We start from the raw sequence: 19,505 nt of genomic DNA on the forward strand, positions 1-19,505 counted from the left end.
CATCAGCTTTCCCCGGTGACGGCATCAAAGCGCGGTTTACGCCGCAGTTTGTCCATATACAGATAGACCACCGGCGTTGTGTACAACGTCAGTAGCTGGCTCATCACCAGCCCGCCGACGATGGTGATCCCCAGCGGCTGGCGCAGCTCGGCACCGTCACCGCTGGTCAGCACCAGCGGCAGCGCACCAAACAGCGCGGCCAGGGTGGTCATCATAATCGGGCGGAAGCGCAGCAGGCTGGCCTGGAATATTGCGTCACGCGCCGTCATTCCGCCGTTGCGCTGGGCGTCCAGCGCGAAGTCGACCATCATAATGGCGTTTTTCTTCACGATGCCGATCAGCAACAGGATGCCGATCAGCGCGATCAGGCTGAACGGAGCACTAAACAGCTCCAGTGCCAGCAGGGCGCCGACCCCCGCGGATGGCAGAGTGGAGAGGATAGTCAGGGGATGAACGTAGCTCTCATACAGGATCCCCAGCACGATATACACGGTGGCAATCGCCGCCACAATCAGCCACAGCTGGCTGCTTTGGGTTTGCTCAAACACCGCCGCCGTGCCGGAAAAACTGCCGCGCACGCTGGATGGCACGCCCAGCGAGGTGACGCTGCGGTCAATGGCCTCTGAGGCCTGCGACAGCGATACTCCTTCGGGCAGGTTAAACGAGACAGTGGAGGCGGCAGACAATCCCTGATGATTCACCGACAGCGGTGAGTTCGCCGGCTGCCATTTTGCAAACCAGGAGAGCGGGATGGATTTCCCCTCGCTGTTAATCACATACATCTGGTTAAGGGCGCTGATATCCTGGGTGTAGCGCGGATCGACCTCCATCACCACTTTGTACTGATTCAGCGGTTGATAAATGGTGGAGATCTGCCGCTGACCAAAGGCGTTATTGAGCAGGTTATTGACATCGGCGACATCAATGCCGAGCCGGGCCATGCTGGCGCGATCGTAAGTCAGTGCCATCTCAGCGCCTTTGTCTTCCTGATCGGAGTTCACATCGGCCAGCTCGGGCAGGGCAGCAAAGGCGCGGCGGATTTTAGGCTCCCACTCACGTAAATCATCCAGGCTGTCTGAGAGCAGCGTGTACTGATATCCGGCGTTGGACTCGCGCCCGCCGACGCGAATATCCTGCACCGCCATCAGAAACAGGTTGGCGCCCGGTTCTTTTGCCAGCTTGCCGCGCAGTCGGGCGATCACCTGTTGGGCGTTTTCGCTGCGCTCACTGAGCGGCTTTAGTGAGATAAACATCGAGCCGCTATTGGTGCGAGAACCTCCGGTAAAGCCCACCACACTTTCGACGGCCGGATCGGCGTGGACGATACGCATAAAGTCTTCCAGCTTGCCGCGCATCGACTGGAACGAGATGCTCTGGTCGGCCTGAATAAAGCCCATCAGCCGCCCGGTGTCCTGCTCCGGCATAAAGGTTTTCGGGATGGAAACGTACAGATAGAGGGTCAGCCCGATGGTGGCGAGAAACACCAGCAGCGTCCAGCGCGCATGGTCCATCACCCGGTGCAGGGTGCTGCCATAGCCCTGTTGTACCGCCAGCAGCACGCGGCCAAAACCGCGAATGCGCGGCTGCTCATGTTGGGGTTTATTACGTAGCAGCCAGGCACACATCATTGGCGTCAGGGTAATGGATATCACGAGGGAGATGGCGATGGCCACCGAGAGTGTGACGGCAAACTCTCTGAAAAAGCGACCAATAATGCCGCCGAGCATCAGCAGCGGAATAAACACCGCCACCAACGAGATACTCATCGACACCACGGTGAATCCGACCTCGCGTACCCCCTGCAATGATGCCTGCAGCGGCTTCATGCCAGCCTCAACATGGCGTGAGATATTCTCCAGCACCACAATGGCATCGTCGACGACAAAACCGGTCGCCACCGTCAGCGCCATTAGCGACAGGTTGTTCAGACTGAAGCCACAGAGATACATCGCGGCAAAGGTGCCGATCAGCGACACCGGTACGGCCACTGCCGGGATCAGCGTGGCGCGGCCGGAGCGCAGGAAGGCAAACACCACCAGGATCACCAGGCCGACAGAGATCGCCAGCGACTGTTCCACCTCGTGCAGTGAAGCACGAATGGTCGGAGAACGGTCCTGCGCCACTTCCAGCTGAATCGAGGCGGGAATAATCTGGCTCAGCTCAGGGATTTTTCCCCGGATCCGATCGACGGTATCAATGATATTGGCTTCCGGCGCTTTACGGATTAGCACCAGGATCGCCGGGCGGGCGTTTGACATCCCGGCGTTGCGCACATCCTCGACCGAGTCAGTCACCGTGGCAACGTCCTGCAAACGTACCGCCGCCCCATTGTTGTAATGCACCACTAACGGCTGGTATTCGGCGGCGGTTTGCAATTCATCGTTGGTTTTCAGCCACCAGCGTTGGTGATGATCTTCAACGGCACCCTGAGGTTTACGCACGTTGGCGCTGGCAATGGCCGTGCGTACCGCGTCGAGCGACACGCCCTGATGGAACAGAGCTTGTGGATTGAGTGCAACACGCACCGCAGGCAGTGAACTGCCGCCGATGGTGACATCTCCCACCCCGTCGATTTGCGACAGCTTCTGCGCCAGCTGTGTCGAGGCGTAGTCATATAACTGACCCGGAGACCAACTGTCTGAGGTGAGCGTCATGATCATAATCGGCGCGTCAGACGGGTTCGCTTTGCGGTAGGTCGGTCGGCTGGGCATCCCGGTCGGCAGCAGGCTCTGCGCGGCGTTGATTGCCCCCTGTACATCGCGCGCCGCGCCGTTGATATCGCGTTCGAAATCAAATACCAGGATAATCCGCGTGCTGCCAAGCGAACTGGTGGAGGTCATTTCAGTGATGCCGGCCACCCGGCCCAGCGCGCGTTCCAGCGGCGTGGCAACGGAGGACGCCATGGTTTCCGGCGAGGCGCCAGGCAGCGATGCGCTGACCATGATCACCGGGAAATCCACCTGTGGCAGCGGGGAGACCGGTAGCAGACGGAAACCGAGGATCCCGGCCAGCAAGATCGCCACGGTCAGCAGGCTGGTGGCGATCGGACGATGAATAAACAGGGCGAAAAATTTCACTCTGCCTCCCGGCGTGCCAGGCGGCGGGTCGCGCGCGACAGACGATCAAACAGCAGGTAGATCACCGGCGTGGTAAACAGCGTCAGTACCTGGCTGACAATCAGCCCACCGACCATCGCGGTTCCCAACGGACGACGCAGTTCCGCACCGACACCAGTACTCAGCATCAGCGGCAGCGCACCAAACAGGGCGGCCAGGGTGGTCATCAGGATCGGACGGAAACGCAGCAGACAGGCCTGGTAAATGGCCTCATACGGCGTCATACCCTGTTCACGTTCTGCCGCCAGTGCGAAATCGATCATCATGATGGCGTTCTTCTTGACGATGCCAATCAGCAAAATAATGCCAATGATGGCAATCACATCCAGCTCGCTACCGCTCAGCAACAGTGCCAGCAGCGCACCGACTCCTGCCGTTGGCAGTGTGGAAAGAATGGTTACCGGGTGGATCAGGCTCTCATACAGCACGCCAAGCACGATATACATTGCGACAACCGCCGCCACAATCAGCCATACGGTACTGGAGAGCGCGGCCTGGAAGGCGAGGGTGCTGCCCTGGAACTGCGTCATGATTTCTGACGGCATCGAGAGATCTTTTTCCGCCTGGGTAATGGCATTCACCGCCTGCTCCAGCGAATAGCCATCGCTGACGTTAAACGAGAAGGTGGTGGACGGGAACTGGTCGAGGTGATTGATGCTCAACGCACCATGACGCTGCTCTACGCTGGCAATCGCGCTGAGTGGCACGCTGCCGCCATCGGTACTGTTCAGGCGAATGGATTGCAGCGCTGCCAGGCCTGGCGTGGCTGCCGTGTCATGCTCCAGCACCACGCGGTACTGATTCGCCTGGGTATAAATGGTCGATATCAGTCGCTGACCAAAGGCGTTATACAGCGCGTTATCCACATCGGCCAGGGAGATCCCCAGGCGACTGGCGCTGTCACGGTCAACGCGGATATACGCTTCCAGCCCCTGGTCCTGCCAGTCACTGCTCACCTCTTTGAGTTCAGGCAGTGTGGCCAGCCTGGCCTGTAACTTCGGTACCCAAAGGCTCAGTGAGTCCAGCGATCCGGCCTGCAGGGTAAACTGATACTGCGTGCGGCTGGCCTGGGTATCAATGGTCAGGTCTTGCACCGGTTGCAGCCAGAGGTTAATGCCAGGGATTTTCGCGATCTGCTGTTGCAGACGGGCCATCACCACCGGGATACGATCGTCACGTTGATCCAGCGGTTTCAGGTTGATTTGCAACCTGCCGCTGTTGAGTGCGGCGTTGGTGCCGTCCACCCCCACGAAGGACGTCAGGCTTTGTACCGCCGGGTCCTTCATGATCACCGAAGCCACTTCCTGCTGGCGCTGCGCCATATTGCTGTAGGAGACCGACTGCGGAGCCTGAAGGGTTCCCTGAATAATGCCGTTATCCTGCAGCGGGAAGAAGCCTTTGGGGATCACCATCCACAGCAGCACGGTCAGCGCCATGGTGCCGAAGGCGACACCGAGTGTCAGCCACTGATGTTTCAGTACCTTCTGCAACAGGCGGCCATAGCGGGCAATAATCCGTTCGAACAGGGCTTCACTGGCACGCGAAAAACGGTTCTGTTTGCGCAAAGACTCAACGCTTAACATGCGTGCGCACATCATCGGCGTCAGCGTGAGCGACACAATGGCCGAGATAAGGATCGCTACCGCCAGGGTAATGGCAAATTCGCGGAACAGGCGGCCAACGATATCCCCCATAAACAGCAGCGGGATCAGCACCGCAATCAGCGAGAAGGTCAGGGAAATAATGGTAAAGCCAATTTCACCTGCCCCTTTCAGCGCAGCCGTCAGCGGTTTTTCGCCTTTCTCGATATAGCGTGAAATGTTTTCGATCACCACGATGGCATCATCGACCACGAAGCCGGTGGCGATCGTCAGCGCCATCAGCGTCAGGTTGTTGACCGAAAAACCGAAGAAATACATCACCGCAAAGGTGCCCACCAGGGACAGTGGCACCGCCACGGCGGGAATAATGGTCGCCGCGACGTTGCGCAGGAACAGATAAATAATCATCACCACCAGCGCCAGCGCCAGTAGCAGTTCAAACTGTACGTCGTGGACCGAAGCACGGATATTGGTGGTTCGGTCGGTCAGCAGCTTCACGTCTACGGACTTGGGCAGTGAGGCGGTGAGGGCGGGCAGCATTTGACGAATATTGTCGGCGGTGGCGATGATATTGGCCCCCGGCTGACGCTGGATATTCAGCACAATGGCGGGCTGGCGGTTAGCCCATGCCCCGAGCCAGCTATTTTCGGCCCCTTGCTCTACGGTGGCCACATCCCCGAGCCGCACCGGCGCCCCATTCTGGAAACTGACAATCAGCTGGCGATAGCCTTCGGCGGTTTTGATCTGGTCGTTGGCCGAGAGCGTAATCGAGCGTTCCGGGCCATCCAGGCTGCCTTTCGCTGAGTTGACGTTGGCATTGCTGATGGCGGTACGCACCGTCTCACTGGTGATATTCATCGCCGCCAGCGCCTGGGCGTTCAGTTTCACCCGGACGGCCGGACGCTGACCGCCGGCGATCGTCACCAGCCCCACACCGGAAACCTGCGATATCTTCTGTGCCACACGGGTTTCCACCATGTCGGCAACCTGGGTCATTGGCAGGCTGGTGGTGGTGACGGCAAGGGTCATGATCGGGGGATCGGCCGGATTGACCTTGCTGTAAACCGGCGGGTTAGGCAGGTCGGAGGGCAGCAGGTTGGTGGCGGCGTTGACCGCGGCCTGCACTTCCTGCTCGGCCACATCCAGCGGCAGCGTCAGTTGGAACTGAAGGGTGACAACCGAAGCCCCGCCGGAACTTTGTGACGCCATCTGTTTCAGACCGGACATCTGGCCAAACTGGCGTTCCAGCGGTGCGGTAATGGCTGAGGTCACCACGTCCGGGCTGGCACCGGGATACAGCGTGACCACCTGAATTGTCGGATAGTCGACCTCTGGCAGCGCCGAAACCGGCAGGGCGCGATAGCCGATAATCCCCGCCAGCAAAATAGCGATCATCAGCAGCGTGGTGGCGACCGGGCGCAGAATAAACTGGCGGGATGGACCACCGCCTGGCGTTGGGGGCATAACCTGCATCAGTCGCTGGCTCCCTTCGCCGGTTGGGCGGTTTTACCGGATGTCAGCGGGGTGGCCTGCGGGGCGACCACTTCCACCGTTGCCCCGTCTGTCAGACGATCGATACCGTCTGTCACCACTTTTTCACCGGCTTCCAGCCCGGCCTTGATCACCACTTTTTCGCTGTCCTGGAATTCAATGGTGACGATTTTCTTACTCACTTTGTTGTCGCTGTTGACCACCCAGACAAAGCTGCCCTCATTACCCATTTGCAATGCGGCTGCCGGGATGACAATCGCATCCTGCAAGGTGCTGACCTTCAGACGGGCGTTAACAAACTGATTGGGGAACAGGCGGTCGTCCTGATTCTCGAAACGCGCTTTCAGCTTGACGGTGCCGGTAGTGGTATCGATCTGGTTATCCAGGCTCAGCAACGCCCCGGTGGTCAGCAGCGTTTTATTGCTGCGATCCCAGGCTTCTACCGGCACTGCACCCTGTTTTTGCGCACTGAGGATGGCGGAAATATCATTTTCCGGCAGGCTGAAAATCAGGTCGATGGGATGCGTTTGCGTGATCACCACAATGCCAGTGGTGTCGCCGCTGCTGACATAGTTACCAATATCGACCTGCTTCAGGCCCACGCGTCCGTCGATCGGTGACGTCACGCGGCTGTAGGTGAGGTTGAGCCGGGCGCTGGCCACGCTGCCTTCATCGGCTTTGATGGTGCCCTGGGTTTCACTGACCAGCGAACGCTGGGTATCCAGCTCCTGCTGTGAGACCAGGCTGGTTTTCGCCAGCTTTTCATAGCGTGCCAGGTCGCGCTTTGCATTGGCCAGCGTGGCGTTGCTTTTTGCCAGCTGCCCTTCGGCCTGGATCAGCGCCACCTGATAGGGACGCGGGTCGATCTCCGCCAGCAGTTGCCCGGCTTTCACTTCCTGGCCTTCGTTAAAATAGAGGGCGATAAGGTCGCCGTCGACGCGGCTGCGCAGCGTAACGGTGTTTGCCGCCGTTACGGTCCCCAGCCCGGTAAGGTATTGAGGCACGCTCTGACGTATGGCGTCGGCAGCCTGCACCGGGGCCATCGCCGCACCCATTGCACCCCCGTTCCGCCCACCGCCGCGATGACCTTTGCCACGGGATTGCTCTGCGCCTTCGGCAGGCTGTGCCTGGGAAGCGCTACTGTGGCTGTACCACCAATAGCCGCCGCCTGCGATCAGCGCAACAGCGATAACCAGGGGGATGACAGGGAAACGACGCGGTGTTTTCATGTTTTTTGCTCTCAGTAAATCTGGTGAATACCCAGGCGGGACAAAAAGGTGCCCCGAATCTTAAAAGAATAGCGAACTTCAACCGCTGAAAAATGAAGGAATTAAGAATAACGGGTTAGCGATACGCTGTCGCGTGAGCATGAAATGATTTTAATCACTTCTCGCAAATTCATTACCATTATTGAACCAAGCGTGCTCCAGGTTCTTTGTTAGACTTAGGGACTGCTTTATTGACATCCAATCAGGAGAATCATGATGAGTACTTTAGAACATCGCCAGCTGGGCCGTTCCGGCATTCAGGTTCCGGTGCTGACGTTTGGCGGCAATGTGTTTGGCTGGACCATTGACGAAAAGACCTCGTTTTCTCTGCTCGACGCACTGGTGGAGAAAGGGCTGTATTTTATTGATACCGCTGATGTGTATTCTCGCTGGGCACCGGGTAACAAAGGTGGCGAATCGGAAGTCATTATCGGTAACTGGCTGAAAAAAAGCGGTAAGCGCGATAAGATCGTGCTGGCGACCAAAGTGGGGATGGATCTGGGTGACGGGAAAACCGGCCTGGCACCGAACTATATTCGTCAGGCGGTAGACGCCTCGCTGGCGCGTCTGCAAACGGATTATATCGACCTGTATCAGGCGCATCGCGACGATGCGGATACGCCATTGCAGGAGACGCTGGCGACATTTGACGCGTTGATTAAAGAAGGTAAGGTCCGTGCCATCGGTGCCTCTAATTATTCTGATGACCGCCTGAACGAGGCGCTGAAAATCAGTGCTGAAAATGGGCTGGCGCGTTATGAAACCCTGCAACCCGAGTACAACCTCTACGATCGTCAGGGTTATGAGAGCGGTCTTGAGCCGGTCGCCAAAGAGCACGGTCTGGGGGTGATTAACTACTATTCTCTGGCCAGCGGCTTCCTCAGCGGTAAATACCGCAGTAAAGCGGATGCCGCCAAAAGCGCGCGCGGTCAGGGTGTGGTCGAGAAGTATCTGAACGATCGGGGTCTGAAGATTGTGGATGCGCTGGTGCAGGTGGCAGAAGCACATCATGCTTCGCCTGCGCAGGTTGCGCTGGCGTGGCAGATTGCCCGTCCGTCGATCACCGCGCCGATTGTTAGCGCCACCTCACTGGCACAGGTTGATGAGCTGGCGAAAGCGGCGGTATTGAGGCTTAAGGACGACGATCTGCGTCTGCTGTCGGAAGTGAGTAGTTATTAATTATTGCCAACAGTGAACACGGGTCGGGCATGCCCGACCCCTACAGCACGACCGCGCAGGGGTGAGCCAGGCTCAATCCCTGCGACAGTATCTCGTAGGGGCCAGACATGCCTGGCCGGGTTGTTTCGTTACCGGAACATCACCTGCGCCCAGCGCGCCAGGCCCGCCGTTACGGAACCGAAGTCATCTCCGCTTGCCAGCGGAATATCCGGTAATTGCTGTTGCAGTGCCGCACGCAGTACTGGCGAGCGGGCGCTGCCACCCGTCAGATAAATCACGTCAGGACGTGTGCCACTGGTGTTCAGCGCCAGCGTCACCTGCTCCTGGATACGTTCCAGCGGCTGACTGATCGCCGCCTGAAGGCCCGCCACACTGATTTCGGTTTCCAGCCCATTATCAATAAAGTGCATGGCCGTCATCACCTCATCACGATCTGACAGCGCAATTTTGCTCTCTTCCGCTGCCCGCACCAGACGATAGCTCAGACGTTGTTGCCACACTTTCAGCAGGCGCTGCACTTTTTCTGGTTCGGCCGCGTCACGGATCAGATCCTGCAACTGCTTACGCGATGCTGTGGCATAGAAGTCGCTCTGTGCAGGAACGTCGTTGATGGCAACGGCATTCCACCACGGCAGGGCCGGAAGTCCGGTACCTTTCACGGTTTCGCCACCCAGACCGAGCAGTGGCATCAGTTCTTTAAAGGCCAGCATGATATCCAGATCGTTCCCGCCGACGCGGCAGCCACTGTGGCCCAGCAGGCTGTCGCCACGATCGGCTTTATCGTGCCACTGCGGCCCCATCAGCAGCATAGAGCAGTCGGTGGTTCCCCCGCCGATATCCACGACCAGCACACGCGTTTCTTTTGTCAGCGTGGCTTCAAAGTCCAGACCCGCGGCGACTGGTTCAAACTGGAAGATCACATCCTGGAAGCCGGCACGGCTGGCCGCGCGCGCCAGGATGCCTTCAGCCTGTTGGTTGGCCTCATCGCCGCCCAGTCCCTGGAAGTTAACCGGACGGCCAATCACCGCCTGGGTGACGCTGTCATTCAGGGTGCTTTCTGCTGTTTGACGGATATGCAGCATGGTGGCGCACACCAGGTCTTCAAAGAAGGCGACCTGCTGTGGTTTTAGTCCACTGGCTCCGAGGAAAGATTTGGGTGATTTCACAAACCACACGTCTTCCGGGTCATCCATATACTGTGCCAGTGAGGCAAGGCCAAATTTGACGCTGGCAGGCAGAACCTCAATATCTTCTTCGCGGTTAAAAGCCAGCGCGCGACGTAACAGCGCCTGGTTTTCTGCCTGCGGGGTCGGTACCTGGTGATGACGGAACAGCCATTCGCTGACCGCATCACGGGTTGGCGCACACAGCATTGAGGGTAAATAAGGCGAGCTCTGCTCTAACGGCAGCAGCTTAGGTGCGCCGTTTTCCATGATGGCAATAGAGCAGTTTGCCGTACCGTAGTCGAAACCGATAAACATCGTTTCCTCCGCTGAGTGTGAAAAAAGGGGGCGACTTTAGCTTGAGAGCGTTGGCGGTGCAAGCGACAAGATGAGGCCGCACGCGGGGACTCGAATTATTTTGGGTATATTTGCCTGCTTTGTATAGAATCACGCCCTTCACATGGAATCACCGCCTTGCCGTTTGGCCGGGGGGCAGGGAGAAATAAATGGACTGGTCTGTACTGATATTATTACTGGCATTGATGCTTGCACCACTGATGCTTGCCGTTACGGCCATCTTTACCGTGGTGTTATCACAGCGAGCCCGGTCACGATGGGTATTACTGGGCGCGTTGTTGCCTCAATCCCTGATGATTGCCTTGATACTCTGGCCGGGTGGCCTGAAGGTGGTGGAGTTCTCCAGCGAAATTCTCATGTGGCTGGTCACGCTGATAACCTGGCTGACGCTATTTCTGGCACGCTGGCAGCGCCGGGGCACACCGCCCATCCCTGCGCTGGTGACCAGCTGGCTGCTGTTTATTGTCCTGGCTGCCGCCTTCTATTTTAATCCCTCCAATCAAAGCACGATGGCCTGGAAACGCCACGAACAGCAGATGCAGCATAATTTGGTACTTCTGGAGCAGGGGGCTCGTTCGCAGCTGGACAGGCTTTCGGATGAGAGTGCGCGCGAGCTGTTCTATCGGGCTGCGGCAAAAGAGTATCCTGAACAGACGCTGCGCTATTTTATCCGTCGTGGCCTCTCACCGCTGGATAAAGGTGAAAATGGCTATAGCGCGTTAAGCAATGCCATCGAAAGCCATAATACGGTGGCGCTGAAGCTGTTCCTGTCGGTGCTCACCCCGGCGCAGATTCAGTCATTATCCTTCGATTACGACCCGCTGCGCGATCTGCGCCAGGACCCGCCAGCGGGTGAGGCAGAACAGCAGCAGTTTTATGACAGCATGGCGCTGTTACTGGCGGCACGCCCGGACTGGATTCACCCGCGTGACAAGCGCGCCGCCTCTTACCTGACCCGTGCGATTTTTAACGGCAACGGTCAGAGCGCAAATTTCTTACTGAAGTATCTGCCCGCGCCGGAAGGGCTCTGGCGGCTGGCACTGCTGGCGCTCAATGAGGACACGCAAACGCTGATGGCCGCACTGCGTGAGCAGCCGACACAGCTGGAACAAACATTGTCTGATGGGGAAGGGCGTCACCTGAACCTGATGGCGTGGATGATCAAATATGCCCCGCCAGCCACCCGCACCGCGCTGCTGAACAGCAAATTAATCGTCTGGGATCATTACCAGGAACCCTCTCCCCGTGACGGGAAGGGCGCAATGACCAATACGTTGATTGATGAATCCCGTGGCAACTGGCGTTTCCGTGAAGAGTCACCCAGCGTGTTACAGCAGGTGCTGGCCAGTGCGATCGCCCAGGGGGTGACCTTATCGCCTCAACAGATGCTGGCGGTTTTTCGTTATGAAGATGGGCCCGAGACGCTGGCCGTTATGCGCAAGGCAGGATTGCCCTGTGGCCCGTTGATGTCGGCCAGCGCAGAGCTGTTAACTGATTCGGTGCAGGACAGCCTGGTCCGGCGCTGGGTCAGTGAGTCCTGCCTGCGTCAGCCCGGCGGTCAATAACACCTGTATTGCGGTGAGGGGGTTATTTTATCGCGAAGTAGCTGTTGAGCAGCAGTGTCGACAGCGGCTGGCGTGGCGCAATCACCTCACCCCAGACGACATCAATCCCAATGTTCGACAGCGTATTCAGTGCCACCGGCAGTTCTACTGGCCCGGCGAGGGTGCTGATCCCCAGACGCTGGGCGTGGCCGTGAATGATCGACACCATCATTTCGTCCATCAGGTTGCAGTGAACGTTGGCGACCAGCTCACTAGCGAGGATCAGATAGTCGATCTCCTCGGCCGGTAGCTGGTTAAACGCATCAAGATTACGGCCAAAATTGCGCAGTACAATACGGCTTCCCGTGGCGCGCAGACGGGCAATATTCTGGTGCAGTACGACATCATGCTGGCTCAGTACATCGGCGTTGATCGCGAACCAGATAAGGTTGGCCGGAACGTCGTAGCGTGCAAACTGTGCGAGTGTCTCGTTGATAAAGTGCGGATCACGTAAACCAAAACCTGAAACCGGTAGCGCCAGCGTTAACCCTTTGCTCAGCGCACCCTGCGCATAATGCTGGAAAAACTCTCTAATCAGTTTACGGTCAAGGGCCACAAACAGATCACCATCCTGTAACCCGGCGCGGAAGCTGGCCTCATCAATCTCTTGTCCCTCCGGTGTAAACAATTGCATCTCCGCCAGATAGAAGCTGGTGGCATGAATTTTCCCAGGCGGTGCGGCGGCCCAGACGTGCAGCCGCATCGGCTGCTGAGCGATGATTTGTTCGTTTTCAATGCGACTCATTACGGGTTTCAGGCGCTTCAGCAGGTGGCTTTCATACACGGAAAGCTGGCCGCGTCCGTTATTTTTGGCGTGATAGCAGGCGAGATCGGCCTGTGCCATCAGTTCACTGGCGCTGGCATTCTCCGGGCTGATAAGCGTCAGACCTGCGCTGGCACCAACATGATGCAAACGGCCCTCCCACAGGAAACCATAATCGTTCACGGCGTGAACAATACGGTCGATTACCTCACTGGCCTGTTCCAGTGAGCAATCTGGCAATAATGCACCGAATTCGTCACCCCCCAGGCGGGCCAGGAAATCGCTAGCGCGCAGATGCTGCTGCATCACGCCAGAGACTTCACGTAACAATGCGTCACCCGCTGCATGGCCCGCGGTATCGTTGACCGCTTTAAAACGGTCGAGGTCAATAAAGACCAGCACATGTTGCTGCTGTTCTGTGCAAGAGAGGATAAGACGTTTTAACTGATGTTCGAAACTGACGCGATTGGGAAGGCGGGTCAGCATATCGTGAGAGGCGCTGTAGCTCAGACGCTTAAGCATCGCACGTGATTCGCTGACGTCCTGAATGACCATCACGCTACCGATATTTTCTCCGGTCAGCGTTTTCAGTGGCGACAGACTGTAATGTATGGCGAACTGTTCGCCGGAACGGTTATGCAGCACCAGTTCGGCATCAAGATCGCCCGGTATTTTTTGCTGGGGTAAGTCGCACAGCAGCAGATTTTCACGCTCGGGACCCTGGCTGCCGTGAGTGATATGCAGAATATTGCTGATATGTTGACCCGATGCCTGATGTTGCAGCCAGCCGCTCATTTTTTCCGCCACCGGGTTCATAAAGATAACGCGCATCTCTTCATCGGTGCTGATCACGGCTTCACCGATAGCATCGAGAGTAATATGCATGCGTTCTTTCTCTTCATAGAGCGCATCGGTTAACTGGCGCAGCGGGGTCATATCCTGATTGATGCCCAGCATACGTTCGACGTTGCCTTTTTCATCCAGCACGATACTGCACTGCGCGCGGATATGGCGGATGCCGATGTCGGTCTCAATGCGAAATTCAATATCGACGGGCGTGGCATTCTTAATCGCGTTGTCGAAAGTGGTGATGGCCTCATCGCGGTCGGCAGGGTGCAGGCTGTTTGCCCAGGTCAGATAGGTCGCCTGCGCATGGGTGGGGAGTTGGTATATCTGGAACATGCGCTTATCCCAGTTCATGGTTCCGCTTTGCAGGTCCCACTCCCACACGCCGATACCGCCAGCTTCATTCGCCAGGGTGATGCGTTCCATCAACTGCTGATTGACCTTCGCGGTTTTCTTCAACTCGGTAATATCTTCAATTTGCGCAATAAAGTAGAGCGGCTGCTGCTCATTATCACGAACCAGCGAGACGGCCAGCAGTGCCCAAAGGGTTTGCCCGTTCTTACTGAAATAGCGCTTCTCCATGCTGTAACTTTGAATATCACCTGCCAACAGGGTATGTAACTGAACCAGGTCTGCATCAAGATCGTCAGGATGCGTCAACTGCTGGAAGGTCATCGCATAGAGTTCCTCGGGCGTATACCCCAGCAGTTGGCACAGGGCTTTATTGGCCTGCATCCACTGACCACGGGTAGAGACCAGTGCCATACCGATAGCTGAATATTCCATCGCGTGACGGAAACGGGTCTCGCTCTCAGAAATATGTTTGCGCTCCTCGCGAAACGAATGCATCACCAGCGTCATCATATGGCTGGGGATCAGCGCCAGCAGAAAAGGCACCCATGGCATGGAGGAGAGCAGCTGTGCACTGGTGTTGTCCGTTGGGATGAGGTGAAGCGCCAGCATCAGCGACATCATGGAAATGGTCGCGAGATAGATAACAAAGGCTTCAAAGCGGGGCAGTCGCACCGCACTGTAGAACAGGATCACAATCACAAAAGTGAACGGCCAGGGGGCATAGCGCAGCGTTACCCAGCACAGGAACAATGTGATGACCAGAGTCAGCAGCGTTTCGAACAAGACATTCTGGCGTAAGTGACGGCGAACATAATCAGGCTGCCACAGCAGACAAACCGGCCCCAGAGCCAGCATGCCGATCACCTCGGAAATCGTCCACGTGGTAAAAAAACGAAATGAGGCATGGCCGTTGATATCCAGTATCCAGGTGGCTAACAACCCGCCTGCCAGTGGCGTAAATATGCCGATGGAAACGACCATCTTGCACCAGCTGTACAGGGAGTTGAGCGGCGCACGTCGGTCAAGCAGCTGGCGAAGCAGTATTCCCCCCATCAATGCCTGTAGCAGGTTAACCAGGGGGAATTTTAGATTGGAGAACGACAGACCCAGCACCGTGGCATTAGCGCAGGTGACCCCCAACACGCAACCGAACAGAAGCACAGGCAGATCGCGCGAAGGATTGCGGAAAACCACCATGGTCATCAGGGCGGTGGAAAACCACAGCGGGGAAATTTGCCCGCTGACTTTAATCAGCTCAAGGCAGAAAAAGGTGACGACAAAACTCAATAATCCCAATAGCAGCCCGTTGACCCAACGTGGGCGGGAGAGGGCTATTCGTTGTAACGTTTCTGTCGTCATTACATATCCAGCGCAGCGCCGATATAGGCGTAATCTCAATAACTAATGCCATGCTAGCATAAGGAATAGACGATGCAGCGGCAAATGCACAATCAAAAGATCGTCTTATTCGGACGATTGAAAGGGGGGCAATATCGCGTCAGGGGGAGGTTTTGCGCCATTACTGGCGCAATTTGAGCAACTCTTCACGGGTCCAGGCATGGTCGATACCGGCGATCTGTACGGACAGGCGTTGCAGGAACTGCTGGGTGGTGGCGATGCGGCCATGCCCAATCAGCAGCAGCGGCACCAGAAGGGCAATGCTCAGTTGCCACAGGGAAAATCCGCGCGGGCGGGTGTGACGCTGGCCGATCAGGAATGCGCTGCTCAGTGTAAAGCCGAGGATTAATCCACAGACCACTTCACTGACGGAGTGATAATGTAGTACCAGGCGTGAGATGCCGACCATCAGCGGGATCAGATAGCCGATAGCGATGGCTGAAATACGCCAGATTGCCGGCAGACGCGCACTCAACAGCCAGAGCATCACCGGCCAGAGGGTGGCAGACATCGCGCTGTGGCCGCTGAAGCCGGTGAAATTGAAACGTGCGCTGCCAATACCAAACCCCAGGAAGGCGATTTTTGACAGGCTGACCACCGTGCCTGCGGTGCAGAAGGCCAGCAGCCAGTACCAGGCCGTGCGTTTATTGTCACTTTTCCGGTGGAGTAATAACGCCATAATGGCAGCGGTGGGGATCAGCAACATGCTGTCGCCAAAATAGGTCAAAATATGGACGATATGCCAGGACACACGGTTTCCTTTTTACTGTTTTTCTGTCCATCAGTTTAACGATGAAACTGATTGTCGCCTAACGGGAAAGTCTGAAAAAGTTGCAGGCGCTTTTTACTGGCATCAACAGGGGTAACTCCCTATAATTGCGCCCGCTATGCCCTTCATTTTTCAAGCCGCAGGCGTTTTTATTGGCGTTTTTTGTCTGCGCTAACATCAGACCCTAAGAGGGGGCTCGAAATCTGCCGGGTTATGCTTACCCTTATATTGTCTCAGAACCAGGTCTTTAATATATGACTGACAAGTCGCATCAGTGCGTCATCGTAGGTATCGCAGGCGCTTCAGCCTCGGGAAAAAGTCTTATTGCCAGTACGTTGTATCGTGAAGTACGCGATCGCGTGGGCGATGAAAATATTGGTGTCATCCCCGAGGATGCCTACTACAAAGACCAGAGCCACCTCACTATGGAGGAGCGGGTCAAGACGAACTACGACCACCCCAGCGCTATGGACCACAATCTGCTGCTACAACATCTGCAGATGCTGAAAGCCGGGCAGGCGATTGAGCTCCCCGTCTACAGTTATGTGGAACATACTCGCACCCAGCAAACCATCTGCCTTAAGCCGAAGAAAGTGATCATCCTTGAAGGGATTTTGCTGCTGACGGATGCGCGACTGCGTCAGGAGATGAACTTCTCTATCTTCGTTGATACCCCGCTGGACATCTGTTTGATGCGTCGTATGAAACGTGATGTGAACGAGCGCGGGCGCTCAATGGACTCGGTGATGGCACAGTATCAGAAGACGGTGCGCCCGATGTTCCTGCAATTTATCGAACCTTCAAAACAATACGCTGACATTATTGTGCCGCGTGGCGGCAAAAACCGTATTGCCATTGATATCCTGAAAGCGAAAATTAATCAGTTCTTCGAGTAATCGAAGCGTCTGTTGGAGTGCACCATGAGATTATGTGACCGCGATATAGAAGCCTGGCTTGATAATGGCAAACTGGGCATTGATCCCCGCCCGCCGGTTGAACGTATCAATGGTGCCACCGTTGATGTCCGCCTGGGCAATCAGTTCCGCACTTTTCGCGGTCATACTGCTCCTTTTATTGATTTAAGTGGACCGAAAGACGAAGTCAGCGCGGCGCTGGAACGCGTGATGAGCGATGAAATTGTGCTGCCGGAAGGCGATGCCTTCTATCTGCACCCTGGTGAACTGGCGCTGGCGGTGACGCTGGAGTCGGTGACCATCCCCGACGATCTGGTGGGCTGGCTGGACGGTCGCTCTTCACTGGCGCGTCTTGGGCTGATGGTTCACGTGACCGCTCATCGTATTGACCCGGGCTGGCAGGGCCGGATTGTGCTGGAGTTCTATAATTCAGGTAAACTGCCATTAGCGCTGCGCCCTGGCATGCTGATTGGCGCACTGAGCTTTGAGCCGCTGTCGGGGCCGGCAGCGCGTCCTTATAACAGCCGCCAGGATGCCAAGTACAAAGGGCAGCAGGGGGCGGATGCCAGCCGCATCGATAAAGACTGATTACCCGGCATCATTCAAGCTGAGCTTACACTATCAGTCAGTGACTGGGATGAGGGACGGCAGCCAACACCGCTGAGCGGAAAGAAGAGTGATGAAACCCTTTAGATTTCAGCTTGCAGCAAGGCGGCAACTGAGCGAATCCCCAGGAGCTTACATCAGTCAGTGACTGGGGTGAGGGAAGGCAGCCAACACCGCTGTGAGCGGAAAGATGAAGGGTTAAGGAGAGGCATGAAAAGATTTATAACGACCCTCGCCATTCTACTGGTGGTGATGGTGGCGGGTATGACCGCGCTGGTCGTGCTGGTTAATCCTAATGATTTTCGCGCCTATATGATTCGCCAGGTGGAGCAGCGTAACGGCTACCAACTGGCGCTCAATGGCGATTTGCGCTGGCATGTCTGGCCGCAGCTCAGCATCCTTTCCGGGCCGGTGACCCTGACCGCGCCGGGTGCCGCACAGCCCGTTGTCAGTGCGCAAAATATGCGGCTTGACGTCGATCTGTTGCCGCTACTTTCCCATCAGCTTTCCGTCAAGCAGGTGATGCTGAAAGGTGCCGTTGTGCGCCTGACGCAGGACAGCGAAAGCCAGCGTCCTGCCGATGCACCTATCGGTCCCGTCGATAAAGGTAACACTGCTTCCGTCAGTGACGTAACGCATGGCTGGAAGTTCGATATTTCCCATCTGCGCATTGCTGACAGCCTGCTGGTTTGGCAGCAAGCTAATGGTGAACAACTGAACGTGCGTGATTTTAATCTGGCGCTGGATCAGACGCAGCCTCGCCGTGCACACATCACGCTGAGCAGCCGGATAAACCGTGACCAGCGCGAGTTGCAGGTGAGCATGGACAGCGATCTGGATATTACCGATTATCCACGACACATCGGCGCGGTCATCAATCAGTTCGATTACCAACTCAAAGGGGCCAATCTTCCTCAGGACGGCGTGAAAGGCAGCGCCCGGATGAAAGCCCAATGGACGTCACCAACCCGTCAGTTCAGTCTTGAAGATATCAGCCTCAGTGCCAATGACAGTCAGCTCACTGGCACGGTGTCAGGTTCCCTGGGGACGCGCCCCCAGGTGGTTGCCAGTCTGCACGCGGCCAGTCTCGATCTGGATGCCTTACTGGGCCTGAACCCCGTTTCTGCGGGGGGCGCCTCTGGGGCTGAACAGCGTACCGGCCCTGCACCGGTGATTGCTGCGTTACCAGAGTATGATAATGCCGATTCCCCTCTCAATGCGATGGACGGTCAGCTCTCCCTGGTGGCCGACAAACTCAACTGGCGCGGGCTGCAGATGAACAATGTGCAGTTGGACGCCGCCAGTGAAGGGGGGTTACTGACGGTGAACACCTTCAGGGGCCAGGCCGCTGACGGCAGTTTCTCTCTGCCGGGTACGATTGATGTGCGTAGCGCACAGACCAAAGTGGCACTCCAGCCAGACCTGAAGCATTTTGCACTGACGCCGTTGTTGAAAGGGTTTGAATTGCCAAACAACGTCAGTGGTGCACTTTCGCTCAAAGGGGACTTTCACGGTGAGGGGCTGACTGTCGACGCTGTTAAGCGACAGTGGCAGGGCAGTGCGGACCTGAGTATTCGGGACGCGCAGTTTGCCGGTCTTAACTTCCAGCAATTGATCCAGCGAGCGGTGGAGAATAACAGCACCAAAGTACGCGGCCAGAATGAGGAGAACCAACCCAACCTGCAACAAATCCAGGGGCGGCTGGCACTCAATAATGGCGTGTTTAATTTTGGTCGCCTGGATGCCCGTTCCGATCAGTTGAACTATACCGGCGCTGGCATCATTGATGTGGTGAAAAGAACGCTGGATATTCGCTTTGGCGTGACGGTGACGCAAGGGTGGGTTGGTGACAGTACGCTGGTGCAACGTCTGCAACAAACGCCAGTGCCGTTACACATCTTTGGTCCGTGGTCGGCGATTAACTACAATCTGAGAGTGGATCAGGTTCTGCGTGACCAGTTACGTGACGAAGCCCGTCAGCGTCTGCAGCAGTGGATTGAACGTAACCCGGATAGCAACAACAAAGACGATATGAATAGATTGCTGAAAGGTTTGTAATGTTGTCGGGGTCGATGG

Annotated in this window: 11 protein-coding genes; 5 read left to right on the forward strand and 6 right to left on the reverse strand. The window is 56.7% G+C overall.

Annotated elements, in window-relative coordinates:
* Positions 1–2: 2 nt before the first annotated feature.
* The 3 genes from mdtC to HHI26_RS11690 are packed head-to-tail and all read right to left on the reverse strand — an operon-like array spanning position 3 to position 7,437.
* Positions 3–3,077 carry a multidrug efflux RND transporter permease subunit MdtC gene (gene mdtC / locus HHI26_RS11680; RefSeq protein ID WP_171149124.1) on the reverse strand — a complete coding sequence of 1,025 codons (3,075 nt, stop codon included), beginning with the start codon at positions 3,075–3,077 and terminating at the stop codon, positions 3–5.
* On the reverse strand, positions 3,074–6,190 hold the full coding sequence (locus HHI26_RS11685; RefSeq protein WP_171149125.1) for an MdtB/MuxB family multidrug efflux RND transporter permease subunit: 3,117 nt from the start codon (positions 6,188–6,190) through the stop codon (positions 3,074–3,076). Before HHI26_RS11685 ends, mdtC begins: the two co-directional genes overlap by 4 nt.
* Positions 6,190–7,437, reverse strand: coding sequence for an MdtA/MuxA family multidrug efflux RND transporter periplasmic adaptor subunit (locus HHI26_RS11690; protein ID WP_171149126.1), 1,248 nt, complete (start codon positions 7,435–7,437; stop codon positions 6,190–6,192). Before HHI26_RS11690 ends, HHI26_RS11685 begins: the two co-directional genes overlap by 1 nt.
* A 255-nt stretch (positions 7,438–7,692) precedes the next feature.
* On the opposite strand from HHI26_RS11690, the gene HHI26_RS11695 reads away from it, so the two are divergent.
* Entirely contained in the window at positions 7,693–8,655 is a 963-nt protein-coding gene (locus HHI26_RS11695; protein WP_167863841.1) for an aldo/keto reductase, read from the forward strand.
* Between the two features lie 128 nt (positions 8,656–8,783).
* On the opposite strand, the gene yegD is transcribed toward HHI26_RS11695, so the two are convergent.
* A complete protein-coding gene (gene yegD / locus HHI26_RS11700) occupies positions 8,784–10,136 on the reverse strand; it encodes a molecular chaperone (protein ID WP_133841517.1) in 1,353 nt (450 codons plus the stop codon).
* A 188-nt stretch (positions 10,137–10,324) separates the two neighbouring features.
* On the opposite strand from yegD, the gene HHI26_RS11705 reads away from it, so the two are divergent.
* Complete coding sequence (locus HHI26_RS11705) at positions 10,325–11,740, forward strand: hypothetical protein (protein WP_159336327.1); 1,416 nt, start codon at positions 10,325–10,327, stop codon at positions 11,738–11,740.
* A 22-nt stretch (positions 11,741–11,762) separates the two neighbouring features.
* Here the strand turns inward: HHI26_RS11705 and HHI26_RS11710 are convergent, their stop codons facing one another.
* Complete coding sequence (locus HHI26_RS11710) at positions 11,763–15,101, reverse strand: diguanylate cyclase (RefSeq protein ID WP_159336328.1); 3,339 nt, start codon at positions 15,099–15,101, stop codon at positions 11,763–11,765.
* Between the two features lie 160 nt (positions 15,102–15,261).
* A complete protein-coding gene (locus HHI26_RS11715) occupies positions 15,262–15,891 on the reverse strand; it encodes a phosphatase PAP2 family protein (RefSeq protein WP_346775678.1) in 630 nt (209 codons plus the stop codon).
* A gap of 272 nt (positions 15,892–16,163) precedes the next feature.
* Between HHI26_RS11715 and udk the strand changes: the two genes are divergently transcribed.
* The 3 genes from udk to asmA all read left to right on the forward strand — a co-directional run bounded on the left by udk (position 16,164) and on the right by asmA (position 19,487).
* Complete coding sequence (udk, locus tag HHI26_RS11720) at positions 16,164–16,805, forward strand: uridine kinase (protein WP_133841520.1); 642 nt, start codon at positions 16,164–16,166, stop codon at positions 16,803–16,805.
* A gap of 24 nt (positions 16,806–16,829) precedes the next feature.
* Positions 16,830–17,411 (forward strand): dCTP deaminase, encoded by a 582-nt coding sequence (dcd, locus tag HHI26_RS11725; RefSeq protein ID WP_133841521.1) that lies wholly within the window; start codon positions 16,830–16,832, stop codon positions 17,409–17,411.
* A gap of 228 nt (positions 17,412–17,639) precedes the next feature.
* Positions 17,640–19,487, forward strand: a complete 1,848-nt coding sequence (asmA, locus tag HHI26_RS11730) for an outer membrane assembly protein AsmA (RefSeq protein ID WP_171149127.1) — start codon at positions 17,640–17,642, stop codon at positions 19,485–19,487.
* Positions 19,488–19,505 lie beyond the last annotated feature (18 nt).

The sequence above is a fragment of the Erwinia sp. JH02 genome (genome assembly GCF_013074405.1).
GTDB lineage: Bacteria > Pseudomonadota > Gammaproteobacteria > Enterobacterales > Enterobacteriaceae > Erwinia > Erwinia rhapontici.

Coding starts and splice junctions, on each gene's coding strand:
- HHI26_RS11685 (WP_171149125.1), bottom strand. CDS start 6,190: ATGCAGGTTATGCCCCCAACGCCAGGCGGTGGTCCATCCCGCCAGTTT.
- HHI26_RS11690 (WP_171149126.1), bottom strand. CDS start 7,437: ATGAAAACACCGCGTCGTTTCCCTGTCATCCCCCTGGTTATCGCTGTT.
- HHI26_RS11695 (WP_167863841.1), top strand. CDS start 7,693: ATGAGTACTTTAGAACATCGCCAGCTGGGCCGTTCCGGCATTCAGGTT.
- yegD (WP_133841517.1), bottom strand. CDS start 10,136: ATGTTTATCGGTTTCGACTACGGTACGGCAAACTGCTCTATTGCCATC.
- HHI26_RS11705 (WP_159336327.1), top strand. CDS start 10,325: ATGGACTGGTCTGTACTGATATTATTACTGGCATTGATGCTTGCACCA.
- HHI26_RS11710 (WP_159336328.1), bottom strand. CDS start 15,101: ATGACGACAGAAACGTTACAACGAATAGCCCTCTCCCGCCCACGTTGG.
- udk (WP_133841520.1), top strand. CDS start 16,164: ATGACTGACAAGTCGCATCAGTGCGTCATCGTAGGTATCGCAGGCGCT.
- dcd (WP_133841521.1), top strand. CDS start 16,830: ATGAGATTATGTGACCGCGATATAGAAGCCTGGCTTGATAATGGCAAA.
- asmA (WP_171149127.1), top strand. CDS start 17,640: ATGAAAAGATTTATAACGACCCTCGCCATTCTACTGGTGGTGATGGTG.